The organism is Enterococcus sp. AZ077, assembly GCF_051714965.1.
GTDB lineage: Bacteria > Bacillota > Bacilli > Lactobacillales > Enterococcaceae > Enterococcus_B > Enterococcus_B hirae.
Map to the genome: position 1 here is coordinate 2526143 of NZ_JBIOSX010000001.1, position 16998 is coordinate 2543140.

Annotated in this window: 10 protein-coding genes and 2 pseudogenes; 2 read left to right on the top strand and 10 right to left on the bottom strand. The window is 36.6% G+C overall.

Going from position 1 to position 16998, the window contains the following annotated elements:
• Positions 1 to 1212: 1212 nt before the first annotated feature.
• The 3 genes from IGL28_RS11730 to IGL28_RS11740 are packed head-to-tail and all read right to left on the bottom strand — an operon-like array spanning position 1213 to position 6632.
• Positions 1213 to 5451 (bottom strand): Eco57I restriction-modification methylase domain-containing protein, encoded by a 4239-nt coding sequence (locus tag IGL28_RS11730; RefSeq protein WP_081128792.1) that lies wholly within the window; start codon positions 5449 to 5451, stop codon positions 1213 to 1215.
• Between the two features lie 2 nt (positions 5452 to 5453).
• Positions 5454 to 6404 carry a restriction endonuclease gene (locus IGL28_RS11735; RefSeq protein ID WP_232088603.1) on the bottom strand — a complete coding sequence of 317 codons (951 nt, stop codon included), beginning with the start codon at positions 6402 to 6404 and terminating at the stop codon, positions 5454 to 5456.
• Between the two features lie 24 nt (positions 6405 to 6428).
• On the bottom strand, positions 6429 to 6632 hold the full coding sequence (locus IGL28_RS11740) for a helix-turn-helix domain-containing protein (protein WP_081128794.1): 204 nt from the start codon (positions 6630 to 6632) through the stop codon (positions 6429 to 6431).
• A 665-nt stretch (positions 6633 to 7297) separates the two neighbouring features.
• Here IGL28_RS11740 and IGL28_RS11745 point away from each other — a divergent pair.
• Positions 7298 to 7788, top strand: a pseudogene (locus tag IGL28_RS11745) (transposase); the annotation flags it as partial.
• Positions 7789 to 8092: 304 nt separating this feature from the next.
• Here the strand turns inward: IGL28_RS11745 and IGL28_RS11750 are convergent.
• The 3 genes and pseudogenes from IGL28_RS11750 to rlmH form a co-directional block, all read right to left on the bottom strand.
• A pseudogene (locus IGL28_RS11750) lies at positions 8093 to 9175 on the bottom strand (ISL3 family transposase).
• Positions 9176 to 9460: 285 nt separating this feature from the next.
• Positions 9461 to 11266, bottom strand: coding sequence for a DUF262 domain-containing protein (locus IGL28_RS11755; protein WP_081128796.1), 1806 nt, complete (start codon positions 11264 to 11266; stop codon positions 9461 to 9463).
• A gap of 163 nt (positions 11267 to 11429) precedes the next feature.
• Complete coding sequence (rlmH, locus tag IGL28_RS11760; protein ID WP_002317110.1) at positions 11430 to 11909, bottom strand: 23S rRNA (pseudouridine(1915)-N(3))-methyltransferase RlmH; 480 nt, start codon at positions 11907 to 11909, stop codon at positions 11430 to 11432.
• A 452-nt stretch (positions 11910 to 12361) separates the two neighbouring features.
• Here rlmH and IGL28_RS11765 point away from each other — a divergent pair, with 452 nt between their 5' ends.
• Positions 12362 to 13645 (top strand): S1C family serine protease, encoded by a 1284-nt coding sequence (locus IGL28_RS11765; RefSeq protein ID WP_002324312.1) that lies wholly within the window; start codon positions 12362 to 12364, stop codon positions 13643 to 13645.
• Between the two features lie 57 nt (positions 13646 to 13702).
• On the opposite strand, the gene ytpR is transcribed toward IGL28_RS11765, so the two are convergent.
• The 4 genes from ytpR to pepA all read right to left on the bottom strand — a co-directional run bounded on the left by ytpR (position 13703) and on the right by pepA (position 16806).
• The gene (gene ytpR, locus IGL28_RS11770) at positions 13703 to 14308 is read right to left on the bottom strand and encodes a YtpR family tRNA-binding protein (RefSeq protein ID WP_081128798.1); all 606 of its coding nucleotides are present in this window, start codon (positions 14306 to 14308) and stop codon (positions 13703 to 13705) included.
• Between the two features lie 309 nt (positions 14309 to 14617).
• Positions 14618 to 15085, bottom strand: coding sequence for a universal stress protein (locus IGL28_RS11775; RefSeq protein WP_002317107.1), 468 nt, complete (start codon positions 15083 to 15085; stop codon positions 14618 to 14620).
• A 29-nt stretch (positions 15086 to 15114) separates the two neighbouring features.
• Complete coding sequence (locus IGL28_RS11780; RefSeq protein WP_002317106.1) at positions 15115 to 15435, bottom strand: thioredoxin family protein; 321 nt, start codon at positions 15433 to 15435, stop codon at positions 15115 to 15117.
• Between the two features lie 291 nt (positions 15436 to 15726).
• On the bottom strand, positions 15727 to 16806 hold the full coding sequence (pepA, locus tag IGL28_RS11785) for a glutamyl aminopeptidase (RefSeq protein ID WP_010720947.1): 1080 nt from the start codon (positions 16804 to 16806) through the stop codon (positions 15727 to 15729).
• Between the last annotated feature and the right edge of the window lie 192 nt (positions 16807 to 16998).

Genomic DNA, 16998 nt, shown 5'->3' on the forward strand with positions numbered 1-16998 from the left:
TTTACAGATATTACATCTATCCGTCAAATAAGTCTTATTGATTTTATTTTGGATAAACTTATCGTTATAATCTGCGATTCCCTTCCTGTAATTAACAACAATATCACTTGGCAGATCAATATCTTCAATAATCGCTACTTCAAACATCACTTTGGATATATTGGTGCTCAGATTACCTTGATATTGACCATGTTCATTTACCTTTTTAAAAATATTATCTTTATCAAATATCTAGATCAGCTTGCTTAGATATTCATCAAACTTCTCAACAAACTTTTGTTCAATGATTTTGTCTAGTTTTGACTTACAAAAATCATTTAAAATTTACTTTCGATACTGAGCTTGGAGTGTACATCCATTTTTCAGAACCTTCAGCGTTACGTAGACACCTAACATAAGCTCAACATAGCGATCTTTATTCAACCATTACTTGCTATACATCGATTTCAACACATTGCTAACATCATATAGACTTGGCATAAAACGCCCATAGGCTAGAGCTTTGCGAATCTGCATAGGATTTTCAACAATTCAGAACCAGTGTCGATTCGTTCAAATATTAGATATTTAGCCTTATTACTTTCAGGAACTATTTGACGGAAATCCATAATCGGTAACAGTAGAACGCTTTAACTTCTTCTACTGTCCTAGAGTCAGCTAGACAAAACGCTTTCTTAGAATTGAACTGTCAACATTTGATGAAAGCATTGCTAGAATTCACCTTTGCGTGTCATTTGTCAATGCCCCATTGATTACCTAGGATATAGTTGCTAATCACAATCAAACATTGAAATCCCTCAATTATCTTATACGAATTTTCTCCTTTATCCATAAAAAAGTGGTGAAATAGGCAAACAAATTAGTACAGATTCTATGATTTTTGAATACTTACTTGTATCAAAAACAAATTTTCTTTGCATATCAGGGATTATAATATCTCCTTCTTGGAATATATTTGCCAACTCGTTATATGAGCGATTTTCAGTAGATCTTTTGATATCAAAGACTTCTAAGATATCATCTTCTGCTTCGGAAAATGTTTTCCCTAACTTTGCTCTAAAATTATCATCGGATTTTCAATTCTTATCATTGAAACAATCCCTTGCTTCAACAATTGATTTAACAGCAATGCTTTTCGTGTTTCCATATCCATATCAGAGATTTCGAGAATATCAGAGTTAGCAATATTCGCATAAATTTTCTTCAATCATGCTAATCTATTGCCTTCACTTTCTCTTCAATAAAGGCGATTTCCTCCTTATCAAGACCGTATTTTGTATAGAGTTGTTGATCTATCTCTAGTGTTGATCTAGACCAATCAATATCTGAGGTTTTACTAAAATCTTGTAATGGAATAAATTGAAACTTATCTTTTGAGAGATTTATTGAAGTTACCGACTGTAATAACAAATTTCTGTAAAATTTCGTCTTCAAATATTTCAAATACGATCTCACTTTATTTTCATCTTCATCTGAATAAATAACAAGATACGAATCAGTCACAACAGATTGAGGAGGAACGACAAAATTGCTTGAAATTATTCGGTACTGACCATTCTTATCTGGTTCGTTAGCATGTTCTGATGTTACCTTACTAATACATAACTTGTATTTATTAATCAATTCGCTACCTGACTTGACATCTCCAAGGTTTACTTTACCTGTTCCAGCGCTAGATATTAAAGTAATCTCCCCTTCTACTCCTCCCCTATCTTTTGAAGAAAAGCCGAATGGATTACGAGGATAAACAAAATCACTGACAGTATCCACCTTACCGATTTTATGAATGATACTAACAGCTTCGTTATACCTAACAAAAGTATCAAATTCATTCATCTTCCGATATGAGGTGGTAGTCCGTCCATCATGAACATTCGTAAATTGCACCTTCCCATGATAATCCTTATCAATAATGAAGTAGTTCACCCCTCCGGCAATTGAAGTATTTGGAAATAATTCTTTCGCATTATCATAATCCACCATCACTTTAATAGAATCGTTATTAAGCATATAGTCACGAAATTGGTCTAATCCCTTGCCACCAGCAAACCACTTAGAGGGTGTGATAAGAGAAATATATTTATTCGATAATCTATCGGAAAGCTGAATGAACTTATTATATACGGGAGTTGCACTTGAACCAGATCCACCATCGTTTTCCTGATATGGTGGATTCCCTACTACAGCATCAAATTTCATTACCTTAAACCCTTTCTGAACGTATTTTTCGACATCATGAATATTAGTTCTAATTTTTTTTACTAGGTCTGGAATGAATAGTATATTTGTATCCCAACCTTTATAGCCGACCAAAGTTCGTTGAGTAATCGTTTTAGCCATAGGTGTTTTGGCGATTACATAAATGTTTTCTCTCAGTACTTTTTGGATAATTTTTTCTTCATCAATTTGTGTGATTTTTCCAACAGTGTTATTGATAAACTCCATTTGTTGTCTGAAGAAAAAACTAACGGCACAAAACAATGGGTATAACCCCGTTTTAGAGTTTATCTCCAAAATTTTACTATTATTTCCATAAATCTTTGAGGTGGCTTCTTGGCTAACCCAATGAAGAGCTGACGTCCCGTTAATAGATGTATCAGAAAAATATTCATTGTAATAAGATAATCCACCTATCATTGAGGCTAATTGCATGTTTACAACACGCCAAGGAGTAAGCACAGTTTCTTTATCAGGATTTTTAAACGTTCCATGTAAAAGCGCAATTTGTTCCGCACGATCTGTATAAGATAAATCATCATATGATTTTGCTCGCGTCCTAATAATTCTTCCAGCTTCAATAAAAACTTCAGAATCATAGTACTTAGCTTGCTCTCTAAATACTTCCTTGGTTACACCAACTGGCATAAATTCTTCCCAAGAAGCATCATCAACTTCGTTCACGAAGGTTTCCACGTCAATATCTTTAGAAATATCAACTTCCATGCCAAAAATCATCAGTGGGATACGGATCGAAATACCACGCAAAATAGAGATAGCATTACGTCGTTCTTTTTTAGCTTGATTTTGTTTATCAATCGCTTCCTGTTCTTCAAGCGTACGTTGCCGTTTTTTCTTTTTTTTAGCTTTTTCTGCCGTTTCATATTCTTCATCTGTAAGGCCTTGATTATTAACCTTAACTTTCTTAGTGACTTTTGAAGCACCTGTCTTCCCAATAATCCCTCTAAGCTTTTCGAATAACTCAGCTGCCTCAGGATTAATTGTTAACAAAGCATCAGAATACAGACTATCATCATCAAAACCAGAACGGACGGCTTTTTCGGCATATACTTTCTTAAGTTGTGTCAACATGCGATCGACACTGAAGGTTTTCATTCCGTTTCCGTCCATACCAATAATCGGTAAGAAGTTAAGCATATTGGTCATTTTTTTCTTTTGTTCTGGGGTATTACGCTTTCCAACGCCTGAGTTAATTGACGCAGATTCTGCCATAACTGTTAAAGCCCTATCGGGCGCAAAATCGAAAATATAGGAATTGGTTTTTTGTCCCTGCACTTCATTTGAATAAGGTGTTTGAGCCCTGAATGCTGCTTGAAGATAGTTCATTGCTGAAGTGGTATTGTTTAGGAACATGACAGCTGTCCATTCTTTGACATTTACCCCAGTTGTTAATTTTCGGACTGATAGTGTGATGGTTTTAGTTTCCCACGGTTTGTCACTGATCGCATTTCGAACACGACCTAAATCTGGGTCATCTTTACTTATGATTTCCTTATCATCATTATCAACCACATTAATAATCTTGTACTCTTTACCAAAAATAGGATGCTTATCCATCAAATTCTTCAATGCTTTTGCCTCGGCAATACCTGGCAACAGCCAAAGTGAGTGCCTCAGCTCGTTCCTAAATTCTTCTGTAGAATAAGGATAATTAGTTGTTGATTTCTTTGTAATCTGAGTTAAGAAATTATTCACGTCATATTCATGTTCAAAGGAACCATCATCTTTTACTCGGAAGAATTCTTTAAAATTAAATGCCTTACTATCATCTGCATACTTTTCTTTGTTGCCCATTTCAAAAGTGAACATGTTAACTTTAGGCAATGTTTCATACGGATTTGGCTCGTCCGGTTTTTCTGTAGACCAACGTAATTTTGCCTCTTGCTCCATCACATAGTCCCACGTAAAGACTTGTTCTTCTTCATATTGTTCGAGCAAATTAAACGGCGTCCCTGACAGTTCAAGGACTTTGGTGTTTTTCTTTTTGACGGCCTCTTCAACATTCTGTGCTAATTCTGTTTGTGTTCCCTCGTGGGCTTCATCAAAGACAATCAAATCCCAATCGGTAGAAAATATGAGTTCATTTTTCTGACGTTGCTTACCGCCGATTTGTGATGAACCGCGCAAATCTTGAATACTTGCAAAATAAACAAACTTCGCGCCATCCTTGATTAAGGTTTCAATGCTCTCATGCTTCTTCGAGCCATATTGATAGCCTGCTTCTTTCATTTCTAATTTAGAAAAATCTTCAAACCAAGAATCTGATACTACTGGACGGTGAGATAAGATCAATACTGAATTGTAGCCCTCCTCTTTTATCAATTGGTAGGTTGATAATGTTTTACCAAAGCGCATTTTTGCGTTCCAAAGCATCCGGTCTTTCTTTTTAAATACCTTTTTAGTTTGAGAAACAGCATTCTTTTGTTCCGGACGAAGGACAATTTTACTCTTATTAATTATAGGCCCCTCGATTACTTCACGGTTTTCTTTTACTGCATCGATCGCTTGTTTTGCCACATCAAGAGTAACATTCCACCACTCGTTCCCTTCAACTTTTTTATTCTTTTTATAGCCTGAACGTTTAAGAACTTCGTGAACATCATTATCGCCAAACCACGGATTTAACTTATCCTGCGGTCTATACGCCAACTCCGCCCAATCAATTGAATATGGTACACCTGATGTTGTCATGTAGGATCTAATACGTGTATTGGCTTGACTTCTTAAATATTCACTGTTTGGTTGGAAATCTAGCGGATTTGTACTACTATCAGCCTTTGTTTCACCAATCTTCTCTGAACCTGCATAAACACCCCAATCGCCAGAAGAGTTATCCGCTGTTTGGACGTAAATCATTTTACGCTCATTCGATTGATAAAGACTTTCAGAAATTGGATTTTCAAATTCATTATTTACGGGTTGACCAGCGTTAATCGAAATTAGCTTTAAGGTCTGATAAAGAGTGCGCAAGCGAGTCAAAGCATCTTGTTGTTCGTTCCCAGTTGAATATTTTTCTGCTATTTCTTTTACAACACCGTTAGTAATCATAGCCATCTCAAATTTGTCAGCTGCTTCAATTGTTTTTGAAAAATTCCCTTCTACGTAAAAATCCTCAACATATTTAGCACGACGGTAATAAGCCTCTCGCAAATCCCAATCTAATTTTAGAAATTCAAAATTCGTTGTATCTGGTCTAATAGCAACAACACTCATTTTTATTTGACCCCCTTATCAAAAAACTCCATTTTATTCGTTTCCCAATTCATCAATTTGACGCGTTTCCCTGGTTTAATGATCCACTCTTCAGATGGTTTTTCATCGTCAAACAATGACATCTGATAGCTTTCAATCTTGTCTCGTCTCTCAGAGAGTGGGATGATGTATTTCAATGCATCCATTTGAAAAACATTGTAGCTGATGATTTCAGCAATATTTTTAAATAAACCATACAACGGTTCTTCTAGCCATTTTGAGAAATAATAATCTCGATAGGTGTAAAGCAGATTTTCTCTAGCTAATAAAAGCGAGTCCCCACTCCACTCAAAACCATAGCTCGATTTATAGGCCTCTTCGACTAAGCGTTGCCACTCAGCCTTGTCTTCAACCACTTTATTAATTCGTTTCAACTTGCGGTCGACAAAACCCACGCGTTCATCAAGTGGAACGATTTCCCCAGTTTCCATGTCATAGCGAGTGACCATATAGGGCGCTTCCCCACAAGTGATTTCTAACCATTTGCGTTTGACATAAGTCTCAAGTTCATCTTCTTGGTAGTCTTTATCAATCTCATCATTTTGTTTCTTCACGATCCAGGTTGTTGTGAACACCTCCGCCTTTGATCTCGTCCGTTCTTTTTGAAGCTCACGCGACTTCAATGCTCGAGGCATAATGATTTGTCCCATTTGCCCCGTTACTAATGATGGAAGCATTTGAGCCGTTGCTGCATATGATTTTTGCCCATACTGAATATAATTCTCATTGGCCCAAATAATGTTTTTAGTTGTGTTCGCAGTTGATGTCGTTCGGTCAATTAACAAGATATCGAGAATTGCCGGCATTGTTTCACGGATAGTGTTTTCAAGAATATCTGTTGAGCTGATATTTTCTATAATCTCTTCTAACTCTTCGGTTTCTTTTTCATTTTTCTTTACTTCTTTAAATAACAAGCAGTTCACCTCACATACCTAATCTTATTTTTGCTCAATACTGATCACATCGACAATATCCATGTCTAAAGCCAGACAAATCTTAACCATCGTGTCCATTGAGAAGGGTTCGTTTTTACCAAGCTTAGCGATGACAGTACTGCAGATACTTGAGACTTCTTTGAGCTTAGTTTTGCTCATTTCTTTATCTATCATGATCTTCCATAATTTTTTATAGATTATCGACATGTTTTCACCTCATATGTTTTGGTGCTTAATCATAAAATCAACATGTATATCATATCACGTTTCATCAACATTTTCTCATCCATTATGGATTTCATAAGTTGATAAATTATCAACAGTAGGTCAAAAAAATGTTAAAATTTGCTCTTTTCCCTTATAATAGCAAATCGATTTTCATATAATAAACTTGACAACTAGACACACCTGTAGACTATGTGGACTAGGTCGAGTCATTTTATTTTACGATGAAACTTTTTCATTCTCTTATAATCAACTAAAGGCCATCATCTGTGAGGTCATTTTTTTATCAAGTTAACCTCGTCTATGTGGTATTCACTCGCCAATCTCAACCGTCACTTCCATTCCGTTAACAAGCTGAAACATTAATAACTTATTCTTAAGGAATAATCTTGTTCGACACAATAAAAATAGGTCTTAGATATATTCCAGCTTACTGACTGTTTTTCATTCACCAACTAAGTGTGAGGATGTTCCACATAGTTTTGGCTCAATCATTCTTTTAATAGCAGCCCCAAGACAAAAGGGAGTGGGACAATAGTCAGAAAAAAATCTGATTATTGCCCTATTTTTTTGATTTTAAGGTACACAAAAAGCACACAACCTTGTATGTTTAAAGTGCCTAAACAAAAATCAAAGGAGTGTGCATTATGTTTAAAAATTATACCATCAGCCAAACAACTTTACCACTAGATGTAGAACATTATATTCCAGAAACGGATGTTGCCTTTGCGGTTCACTCGTTAGTAGAAGCGATCTTCAACAAAGTTGAACAACAGCTGGGGCATCCAGCCTATCACCAAAAAATGATGTCGAAAATTCTTCTTTATGCCTACAAGCAACGTGTTTTTTCTGGCAGAAAGATTGAATTTTTATTAGACGATAGCTACCGTATGCACTGGCTAGCCAACCATGAACAAGTGAGTTACCGCACGATCAATCGATTCAGAAGTCAGGAAACGACAGCTCAACTATTAACAGAAACTTTTGTTTTATATCATCGCCAATTGATTGCGAATCAAGTGATAGATAATGAAGCCCTCTTTATTGATGGCAAAAAATCGAAGCAGATACCAATAAATTCAGTTTTGTTTGGCGAAAAACAGGAACTCGTTATGAACAATTAACAGAAAAAATAAGTTCGATTTTGACAATAAACATCAAAATTGAACTTATTTTCTTTTTGAGAAAGAACTATTGTCCCAGTCCCTTGATACTTGTGAAAAATACAAGAGGGCTGGATCCTAAATGCCCTCCTCTTGGTATGTATGTTCTTTTAAACAATCGCAACACATAATTACTATAAATCCTCACTTACTTAATGATTAACGTCATTTGGGCTTTAACACAAAACAGCCATTTCCGGCTCTTTGTCAAATGATGTTGGTAAAGAGAAATCTTAGAATAATTTGGGCAGAAAGAAGAAAAACTTCTTTCTGTTCTTTTTATTTGGTTAAAATGGTTTTACCGTGGCAGAACATGATCCGTCGTTTGAAATGATAAAAATTTCGAAACCCATAAGCATTGCGTTTTAATACTTTAATAGGGTTGTTTAAACATTCTAGTGGTCCGTTTGAATAACTGTAGCGGAGGGCATTTTGGATCTGTGGCAGAAACTTTTTAAATGTTCGCAAAGTTGTCGCCTAAGTTTCAGGTAGCTGGCTGACTTCTCTGGATAAACAGTCCTCAAATAGTGAATGATCTTTTTTCTTTACTGCATAAAGAACATCTTGATATAACTGATAGCCTTGTCGTAGATTGGGACAAGTAGCTAACAATCGGTCGACAATCTCACTTTCAGTTAAGTAATCTTTGAAACTGGCACGCCAAACCCGTTTTTCATAGTTCAACTTTGCTTCTTCTTTTTGTAGGAGTTTCCAATAACGTTTCATTTTTCTACCAAGCCCACGTTGGTATTGAGAAGTACTTTTGAGTCGTGCATTGGTTTCCTTCGCTCGATGGTTTAAAAAGGTTCTGCCTATATGTTGGACAATATGGAAACGATCAATAATCAACTGAGCATTTGGGAAAAGCTTTTTAACCAATGAAACATAAGGGGGGCATACATATCAATAACAATGAATTCAACGGCTTTTCGAGTCGCTAAGGAAAACCGAGAAAAATAGCGTTCTAAATAAGGCAATCGTCGATTTTCAACAATATCTAGTAGTTCGTGCCTTTGTCCATCCATCATAATAAAGCTCATGGCACTTGCGACACTTCGAACTGATTTGAATTCATCAAAGCATAAGACCTTTGGTAAAGTCTGTTTGAAAGGGTTCAATGGTCGGTAAAATCTCTTCATGACACGATAAACCGAAGAAGTGGAAATATTTTTCTGACGAGCGATTTCCGTCATCAACGACACAAAGACAATGAGGACACTCTTCGGGCGTGTATTGAAGAGTCCCTTTGTAAATCAAGCAAACTTGCCTTTTATATCTTTCTTTGGTTAAACAATTTTCCTCGAAATAGATAGTTAGGTCTAGAATATTTAGGGTATCTTTGATAAGCTGAGTATAAGACATCTTGAATCCTCCTATGAATTGGTTAGCCAAATTAATTCTAAAGGATTTCAGGGTGTCTTTTCTATGTTTTTACATCATAAAAAAGATGTTGGTGAATTTCACCAACATCAAAAAGTATAGAGCCCCATTTCCTCATTTAGGATATGACTGTTCATTCAATTGTTGGACTACTGCTAGTACAACCTGCTTCATAAAGTGGAATAGCTCTTCGTAGTATAGATAAAAAGAGCTTTTTTCAATAAAATATTTACTAGTTCTTCTTTCTTATCCACAATCGATTCCCACCTAGATCATATTTAAAAACGTTTGTCTCGCTTCATCAGAGTCCTCTTTATTAAACATCTTGATAAATCTTTGATAGTCATTGAATTTTTCTTCTGGAATTGGAATTAGATTTTCCCCTTCTGCAGAATCACTTTGATACAATCCCCATTGGCTTAACAAATCAAATAATTCGTCGGCAATCCGTATATCTCGTTCACGAATGTCATCAAGCCCCCAATCCTCATGTGCATCTGATAATTCACGTAATATGCCTACTTTCGATTTATCATAACTCTCTTTTTTCTTTGTAAAATAACCATTACTTGCAGTAATATTCAGCTTTTTCTCGAATGGTATTTTATTTCCTATATGCTCTACAAGATTCCTTACTTCTTTATCCGATGTTGTCGGGAAGTATGTTGGTTGCCATTTTTGAGGGAAAATATGCTCGATTTCCCACTTTTCAGGTAGTAGATCTTCCTGATGTTGATATGAAATCATCTTCAATATCATGCGTACTGTATTACGATGAGCATCCTTTATTTTTTCTTTCAAGTCTTTTTCATCAGTCGGAGTAAAATCAAATTTAGGTTTAGACGATTTGACAATTTCTGCATTCAAGTTTAAGATTCCTCTTTTTACTGCATTTATTGTTGGAGTCACAATATAGCGTGCTGATAATGTTGCAAACAAGCGACGAAGGAATGCTAAAAAATCAGGCTCAAACTCATCACTTTTATGATAACTCAAATAATAAGTCACGACTGGATATTTCCAAAATTCATTAGGGTATGAAGTTAAACAATCAAGCACTTGCTTAATCTCTTTATTCTCGGACCATGGTTCACCATCAAGTGAATTTCTATTGTTGATCACAATCCACAGATTAAGTATCGTATTGAGATTAGTCAGTACATCATCAGAATATAATCGTTCAAAATTATTCTTTGAATAATATTTTCTTACACCTGGTGTTGTAGTATTCCGATCATTCTCCAGCGCCCTCAAATAAAACATATAGTAATAAAAAAGTTTTTGAATACTTTCATTCGCATTAGTGGCTTCTTCATCCAATTGCTTCCACTTTTCTATGAAATCATTTTTCCCTTGAACATCCAAATGATTATAGATTTTTGCTTTGAAGATATCTGCATCTGATAGTGCAAGTCCTCGATCATTTAATGTTGAAAAAATAGTCAACGCCGTATCCTGAGTATCTGCAGTAATCGGCAATAAAATCGCCTTATTCAGTATATTACTGATAAAACGATAAAATGATAGTGGTTCGTTTGTTGCATACTCATTTAATAGATGTTGAATTAAAATATAGTTCTTTGAATAATTAGTTTTTGATTTTATATCTGCTTCGCCACTTACTAAAATACTAGCAAATTCATCATTTCCCTCATCCCCCATTACTCGAGACATAATCAGAATTTTATCTGGTTTAACCTCACCTGTTAAATCATCTTGTTCCCATAACGCAGGCTCAATTTGTCTTTTCAAGAATAAGGCTTCCTTCTCACCACTATTTTCTAATTTAGCATAGATAGCTCTCAAAAATAAAAATAGCGTAGTTATTCGTTGCTGTCCATCAATGATTTCTTGCTCGTTATGGTCATTTTCATAAGCCACGATGCTTCCCAAGAAGTATGTACTCTCGTTATTATTTGCCGTGTACTCCGCTAAATCATCAAACAGTACTTGAATTTGCTCGTCATTCCAAGCATAAGGACGTTGATATTCTGGAATAATGAATTTTTTGATCTTTCCGGTTTCAAGAAATTGCTTCACGCTTTGTTTGTTCACTTCAATTGTCGTTGACATATTTTAACCCTCCTAGACGACACTATTTGTAAAAATAAATCTGTTTCCTTTATTCTAACATAGCTGATATGTTCAATGTGTGAACAATCCAGAAGTAGTAAATTCTTTCCACTCCTATATTTCTTGCTCTTTCTTATATATTTAAACTAGCTGAAAACAAAACTCACTTATGATAAGGCGCACCCGCATTGATTCGAAAAGCACGGTAGATTTGTTCGACGAGGATCAAGCGCATGAGTTGGTGGGGGTAGGTCATTTTTCCAAATGAGATTTGGGCGTTGCTGCGTTTCATGACGGCTTCACTTAAGCCGAGTGAGCCACCGATGACAAAAGTGATCTGGCTTTTCCCTTGGATTCCTAGTTGGTCGATTTCTTTGGCAAAAGCTTCACTGGTTGGATTTTTCCCTTCGATTGCTAGTGCGTAGACGTATTCTTGTTCTTTGATTTTGCTCAAGATCCGCTCGCCTTCTTTTTCTTTGACTTGGCGCATTTGAGCTTCACTCAAGTTCTCAGGTGCTTTTTCATCGGGGACTTCGATTCGTTCGATTTTAGCGTATGCTTGCAGCCTTTTGACGTATTCATTGATTCCTTGGATCAAGTATTTCTCTTTTAGTTTACCGACTGAAATGATTTTGATATTCAATTGCTTTACTCCTTCATTTTTCCTTTTCATTGTTCGTTGTTCGTATTTCCTTCTTTTCTATTATAACGAAATGTTTGCTAAAAGAAAAAGCGAGTTATTTTTTATTTATTTAAAGATTCCCACATAGTTATACACATCATCCACAGGTTTATCCACAGAAAAGACGATGATTTTGGCTTATTTTATAAGTATTTCTTAAGCAAACGTATGTTTTGCACCGATTTATCCACGTTGTCCACATCTTGTGGATAAAAAAGGGTATTGTTTTTCTGCGAGTTTTCCGCTGATTTCTACACAGGATTTGTGGAAAACTTTTTTCTTATTTTTTCATCTGAACGCAATGATTTTTCCTAAAGTTTTTCATAAAAAGTTCATAGTCTCCAAGTAGACTAATCTTAACAAATAAGTCTATACTTAGAGATAGAAGAAAATGATAAATGGAGGCAGATCACATGGAGAGAAAAGATGTGACACCAAAAATGAAAAAGAATAATGGAATCTGGCGTAAGCTGGGTCTAGGCTTAGTTGGTGGAATTATTGGGGGCTTGGTAACGGCTGGTATTTTTTATGCTGTCATGGGTTCTGGAAACGCAGCGTCAAATTCGGGTGGTCATCAAAATTCAGCGGGCGAAACTGTCGTTGAGAATGTCAAAGTCAATGTCGATTCAGATATTACGAATGCGGTCGATAAAGTCCAAGATGCGGTGGTATCTGTTATCAATCTTCAAAGCCAAAATCAAGGGACCAACGGCTTTGGACAACTGTTTGGCCAACAACAAGAAAGTTCTGATGATAGCAATCTAGAGGCTTCTAGTGAAGGTAGTGGTGTCATCTACAAAAAAAGTGGTAATTCCGCTTATATCGTAACGAATAATCACGTAGTAGAAGGGCAACAAGGATTAGAAGTTTTATTAAAAGATGGAACAAAAGTCAAAGCTGAATTAGTCGGGACGGATGCTTATTCTGACTTAGCCGTTTTGAAAATCAGTGCAGATAAAGTGAACAAAGTTGCTTCATTTGGTGACTCTAATTCATTGAAAGTAGGTGAACCGGCGATCGCAATTGGTTCTCCTCTAGGTTCTGAATATGCCAACTCTGTGACTTCGGGGATTATCTCTTCATTGAATCGCCAAGTAACCAGCACGAACGAGTCAAATCAAACGGTCAATATCAATGCGATCCAAACAGATGCTGCGATCAACCCTGGTAATTCTGGTGGTCCATTAGTTAATATTGAAGGTCAAGTGATCGGGATCAATTCAAGTAAAATTGCAAGTACTTCTGCTTCTTCATCAGGTGTAAGCGTGGAAGGAATGGGCTTTGCGATCCCAAGTAACGATGTAGTAAATATTATCAACCAACTTGAAAAAGATGGAAAAGTAACCCGTCCTGCTCTAGGGATCACAATGGTTGACCTTTCAGCCGTTTCAACCCAACAACAAGAACAAATCTTGAAAATTCCTGAGTCTGTGACAAATGGTGTGATTGTTACCAGCGTTCAACCGGCGACACCTGCAGAAAAAGCTGGCTTGAAACAATATGATGTCATTACAAAAATCGATGATACTGATGTTTCTTCTGGTGTAGAATTACAATCTGTCTTGTATCAGAAAAAAGTCGGCGATTCAGTGAAGGTCACTTACTATCGCGGAAAAGAAAAGAAAACAACAACAATTCAATTAACAATTGATCAATCCGCATTAAAACAAAGTCAATCAGAGAACTCTGGTAACTAATAACTAATTTCCTATACAAAAACAGCACGGTTGCTCGGCAACTGTGCTGTTTTTTGCTTATTTTGGAAATGCTTCGCCAATCACTGCATCTTCTGGTAAAACAAGGATCCCTTTTTCTTTCGGTGCATCTGGTAATTGTAATTCTTTCGCCGAACAAATCATTCCGTGACTTTCAACCCCACGTAATGTTCCTGGCCAAATCATCATTCCATCAGGCATCATAGCTCCTGGTTTGGCAACAACGACTTTTTGTCCTGCTTCGATGTTCGGAGCACCACAAACGATTTGTAAGACTTCCTCTTTTCCTACTTGTGTTTCAGTGATCGATAAGTGATCAGAATCAGGATGTGGTACGCAAGTTTTGACGTAGCCAACAACGATTTTTGGTTCATTTTCTTCTGTTAACGTTTCTTCAAAACCAGCTTCTTTGATCAAGCGGTTCAACTGTGCAATTTGTTTTTCTGTTAGTTTGACTTGTCCGTTACCTTCGATCGTAAGATGGTCGGAGATATGGAAAAAATTCCAGCCAACGATTTGTCCTGTTTCATCTTTGATTTGAGCAACATTCCATTTACGGATGACCGTATTTTCGGTTCCATTGTCATTTGAGACGATGACCATCAAGGTATCTCCCACGTGCGCTTTATTATAAGCAAAAATCATGTTTTTTCCTCCATTATCCTTTGCTGACATTTATCTTAACAAAAAAAAAGTTTTTGTGCATGCTTTTTTTCATTCTTCAAAAAAAGTGCGAACAACTATTTTCTAAGTTATGGAATCGCAAGAATTTACAATAGCAACGAGCCTGTGAAATATATCTTGCCCTTCACTCTAAAAAACGAGTAAACAGCATGCAAAAAGTCGCTCTATCAGAAAATTTGCCGGAGAATCCCAAAAATAGGAGGAACTATTTTTGGATTCTCCGGCTTATTTTTCAGATCTAGGCCTATCACTATCTCTTAGTTAACGTATTTAATTGTCGGTGTTGTTCTCCACTTCATCAGAGACAATCAAGACATCACATGGTGCTCGGCGGATGACATAGCTGGAAACACTACCTGTCATAAATCGCTCAACCGCATTTAATCCTGATTGACCGACCATGATCAAATCGATCGCATATTTTTTTGGTAAGTTGACTGCCATTGATTCTCTAACAGAACCATAAGCGACGATTCCTTCGATTTTTTGATAGTCAACTGTTTTTCCATAAGCTTTGCAGTCTTCGATCATTTGTTTCGCTGCTTCTGTTTGTTGGTCAACTAGCGTTTGATCTATTGGGACATAGCCCATGAAATTATAAAATTGTTGGTCGATCACATTTGCTACATAGACGGTTCCGTCGTTTCTTCGAGCAACCTCAACTGCTTTTTTAAAGGCAGAAAGTGCTTGCTCACTTCCATCGATCCCGACCAAAATATTTTTATATTCTTGTTCCATCCTGATCCCTCCTAACAAATATCCAGATGTTAGCCGTTCGTCACACGATTTAAAAAATCCTCGATTTCTTGTTTTGTTTTCCGATCTTTATTCACTAGACGACCTAATTCTTTACCGTCTTTGATCACTACAAAACTTGGGATTCCAAAAATGTTCCACTCAGCGGCTACATCTATGTATTTGTCACGATCGACTTCAATAAAACGCCATGCGGCAAAATCATTTTCTATTTCTGGCATTTGAGGCTTGATAAAGCGACAATCGCCACACCAATCTGCGGTAAAGAAAAAGACACTGTTTCCTTTTTCAACGTAACCTGCTAATTCTTCTAAGTTTTCTGGAATAATCATTGCTGTCCCTCTTTTCTTCTTATATTTAAATTATACACCTTTCTTTAAAAGTCACCAACTCCTAACCAGTCCTCACTTTTGTATTCAAAAAATTCAGATGCTTCAACCAAAAAAAAACGATTCACCGATTTCCCCCGTATTTACTGACTGACGAAAAAACAAGAAGACCTAAAAAGGAAGCCCAATAATAGGACTTCCTCTATTTCTGAACTTCTTAACTATTTACACTATCCTTCAGTCTCTGTTCCACGATCCATGGTTCTCGTTTCACTTCGTTTAAAGGATATATTCTTATTTTCCGTAAACGATCGTATTGACAGTCGATTTGTCTAATCCTTTTAATGTTTGGATTAACATCTCTCTTGCTGCTTCAAAGTCACGAATGCTAAACATTGTTTGATGTGTATGAATGTAGCGTCCTACGACTCCGATCACCGTACTTGGGATTCCTTCGTTTTGTGTATGTGCCGCACCTGCATCTGTGCCGCCTTTTGAGACAAAGTATTGGTAAGGAATGTTGTTTGTTTCAGCCACGTCTAATAAGTATTCACGCAAGCGTGGTAACATGATCAATCCTGGGTCTTGGATACGCATCAACGTTCCTTCACCTAGATGTCCGAATGTCCCTTTTTTCGTTACCGTATCGTCTGCTGCTGAGCAATCGACTGCAAAGAATAGATCAGGTTTGAATTTATTGACAGAAGCTTTTGACCCACGTAAACCAACTTCTTCTTGCACGTTTGCTCCTGCGATCAATGTATGACCTAGTTTTTCATTTTGCAGCGCTTCTAACGCTTCTAACACCATTGTACAACCATAGCGGTTATCCCATGATTTACTGATGATATTTTTGCCATTAGCCGTTTTGATGGTTTCAGCAAATGGTACGATCGTATCGCCTGGCAATACGCCAAAGCTCATTGCTTCTTCACGTGATTCAAAACCAGCATCAAATAAGATATCTGTTACTTCCACTGATTTTTGACCGCTTGTTCCACGTAATAAATGTGGTGGAACAGAAGAAGAAATACATGGGTAATTTTTGCCAGAAGAAGTCTTCAATGTGTAGCGTTGAGCAGAAACCACATACGGATTCCAGCCACCTAAAGGTACAACTTTGAATAAACCGTTGTCCTGGATTTGGGTTAGCATAAATCCTACTTCATCCATATGAGCCGCAACCATCACACGTGGGGCATCTGCCTCTTCATGTTGGCGTAAGCCAAAGATTCCACCTAAACCATCTAGTTGTAATTCGTCCACTAAGGGTTCCATGTGCGCTTCCATATACGCACGAATGTCTTGTTCAAAACCACTTGTTCCTTGAAGTTCTGTTAACTCTTTGATTCGTTGAAATGTTTTTTCATCCATAATAAAGTTCGCCTAAGATTCAGACTATGCTCCTCTCAAATTTATAGTTGACTGACTAATTTGTATTGCTCTTAGTCAATCACTCACATTTATTATAGCTTATTTTAATTGATAGCGGTTATTTATTTCTAAGAAAAACACAGAGTATGGTAGAATAAATGAAGATAATCTTTTTGGACAAAGAAGGAGGTA

Excerpts from the sequence above, each read along its gene's own strand:
- IGL28_RS11775 (WP_002317107.1), bottom strand. The coding sequence starts at position 15,085 with ATGGAACAAGAATATAAAAATATTTTGGTCGGGATCGATGGAAGTGAG.
- IGL28_RS11765 (WP_002324312.1), top strand. The coding sequence starts at position 12,362 with ATGGAGAGAAAAGATGTGACACCAAAAATGAAAAAGAATAATGGAATC.
- IGL28_RS11755 (WP_081128796.1), bottom strand. The coding sequence starts at position 11,266 with ATGTCAACGACAATTGAAGTGAACAAACAAAGCGTGAAGCAATTTCTT.
- pepA (WP_010720947.1), bottom strand. The coding sequence starts at position 16,806 with ATGGATGAAAAAACATTTCAACGAATCAAAGAGTTAACAGAACTTCAA.
- IGL28_RS11780 (WP_002317106.1), bottom strand. The coding sequence starts at position 15,435 with ATGATTATTCCAGAAAACTTAGAAGAATTAGCAGGTTACGTTGAAAAA.
- IGL28_RS11740 (WP_081128794.1), bottom strand. The coding sequence starts at position 6,632 with ATGTCGATAATCTATAAAAAATTATGGAAGATCATGATAGATAAAGAA.
- ytpR (WP_081128798.1), bottom strand. The coding sequence starts at position 14,308 with ATGATTTTTGCTTATAATAAAGCGCACGTGGGAGATACCTTGATGGTC.
- IGL28_RS11730 (WP_081128792.1), bottom strand. The coding sequence starts at position 5,451 with ATGAGTGTTGTTGCTATTAGACCAGATACAACGAATTTTGAATTTCTA.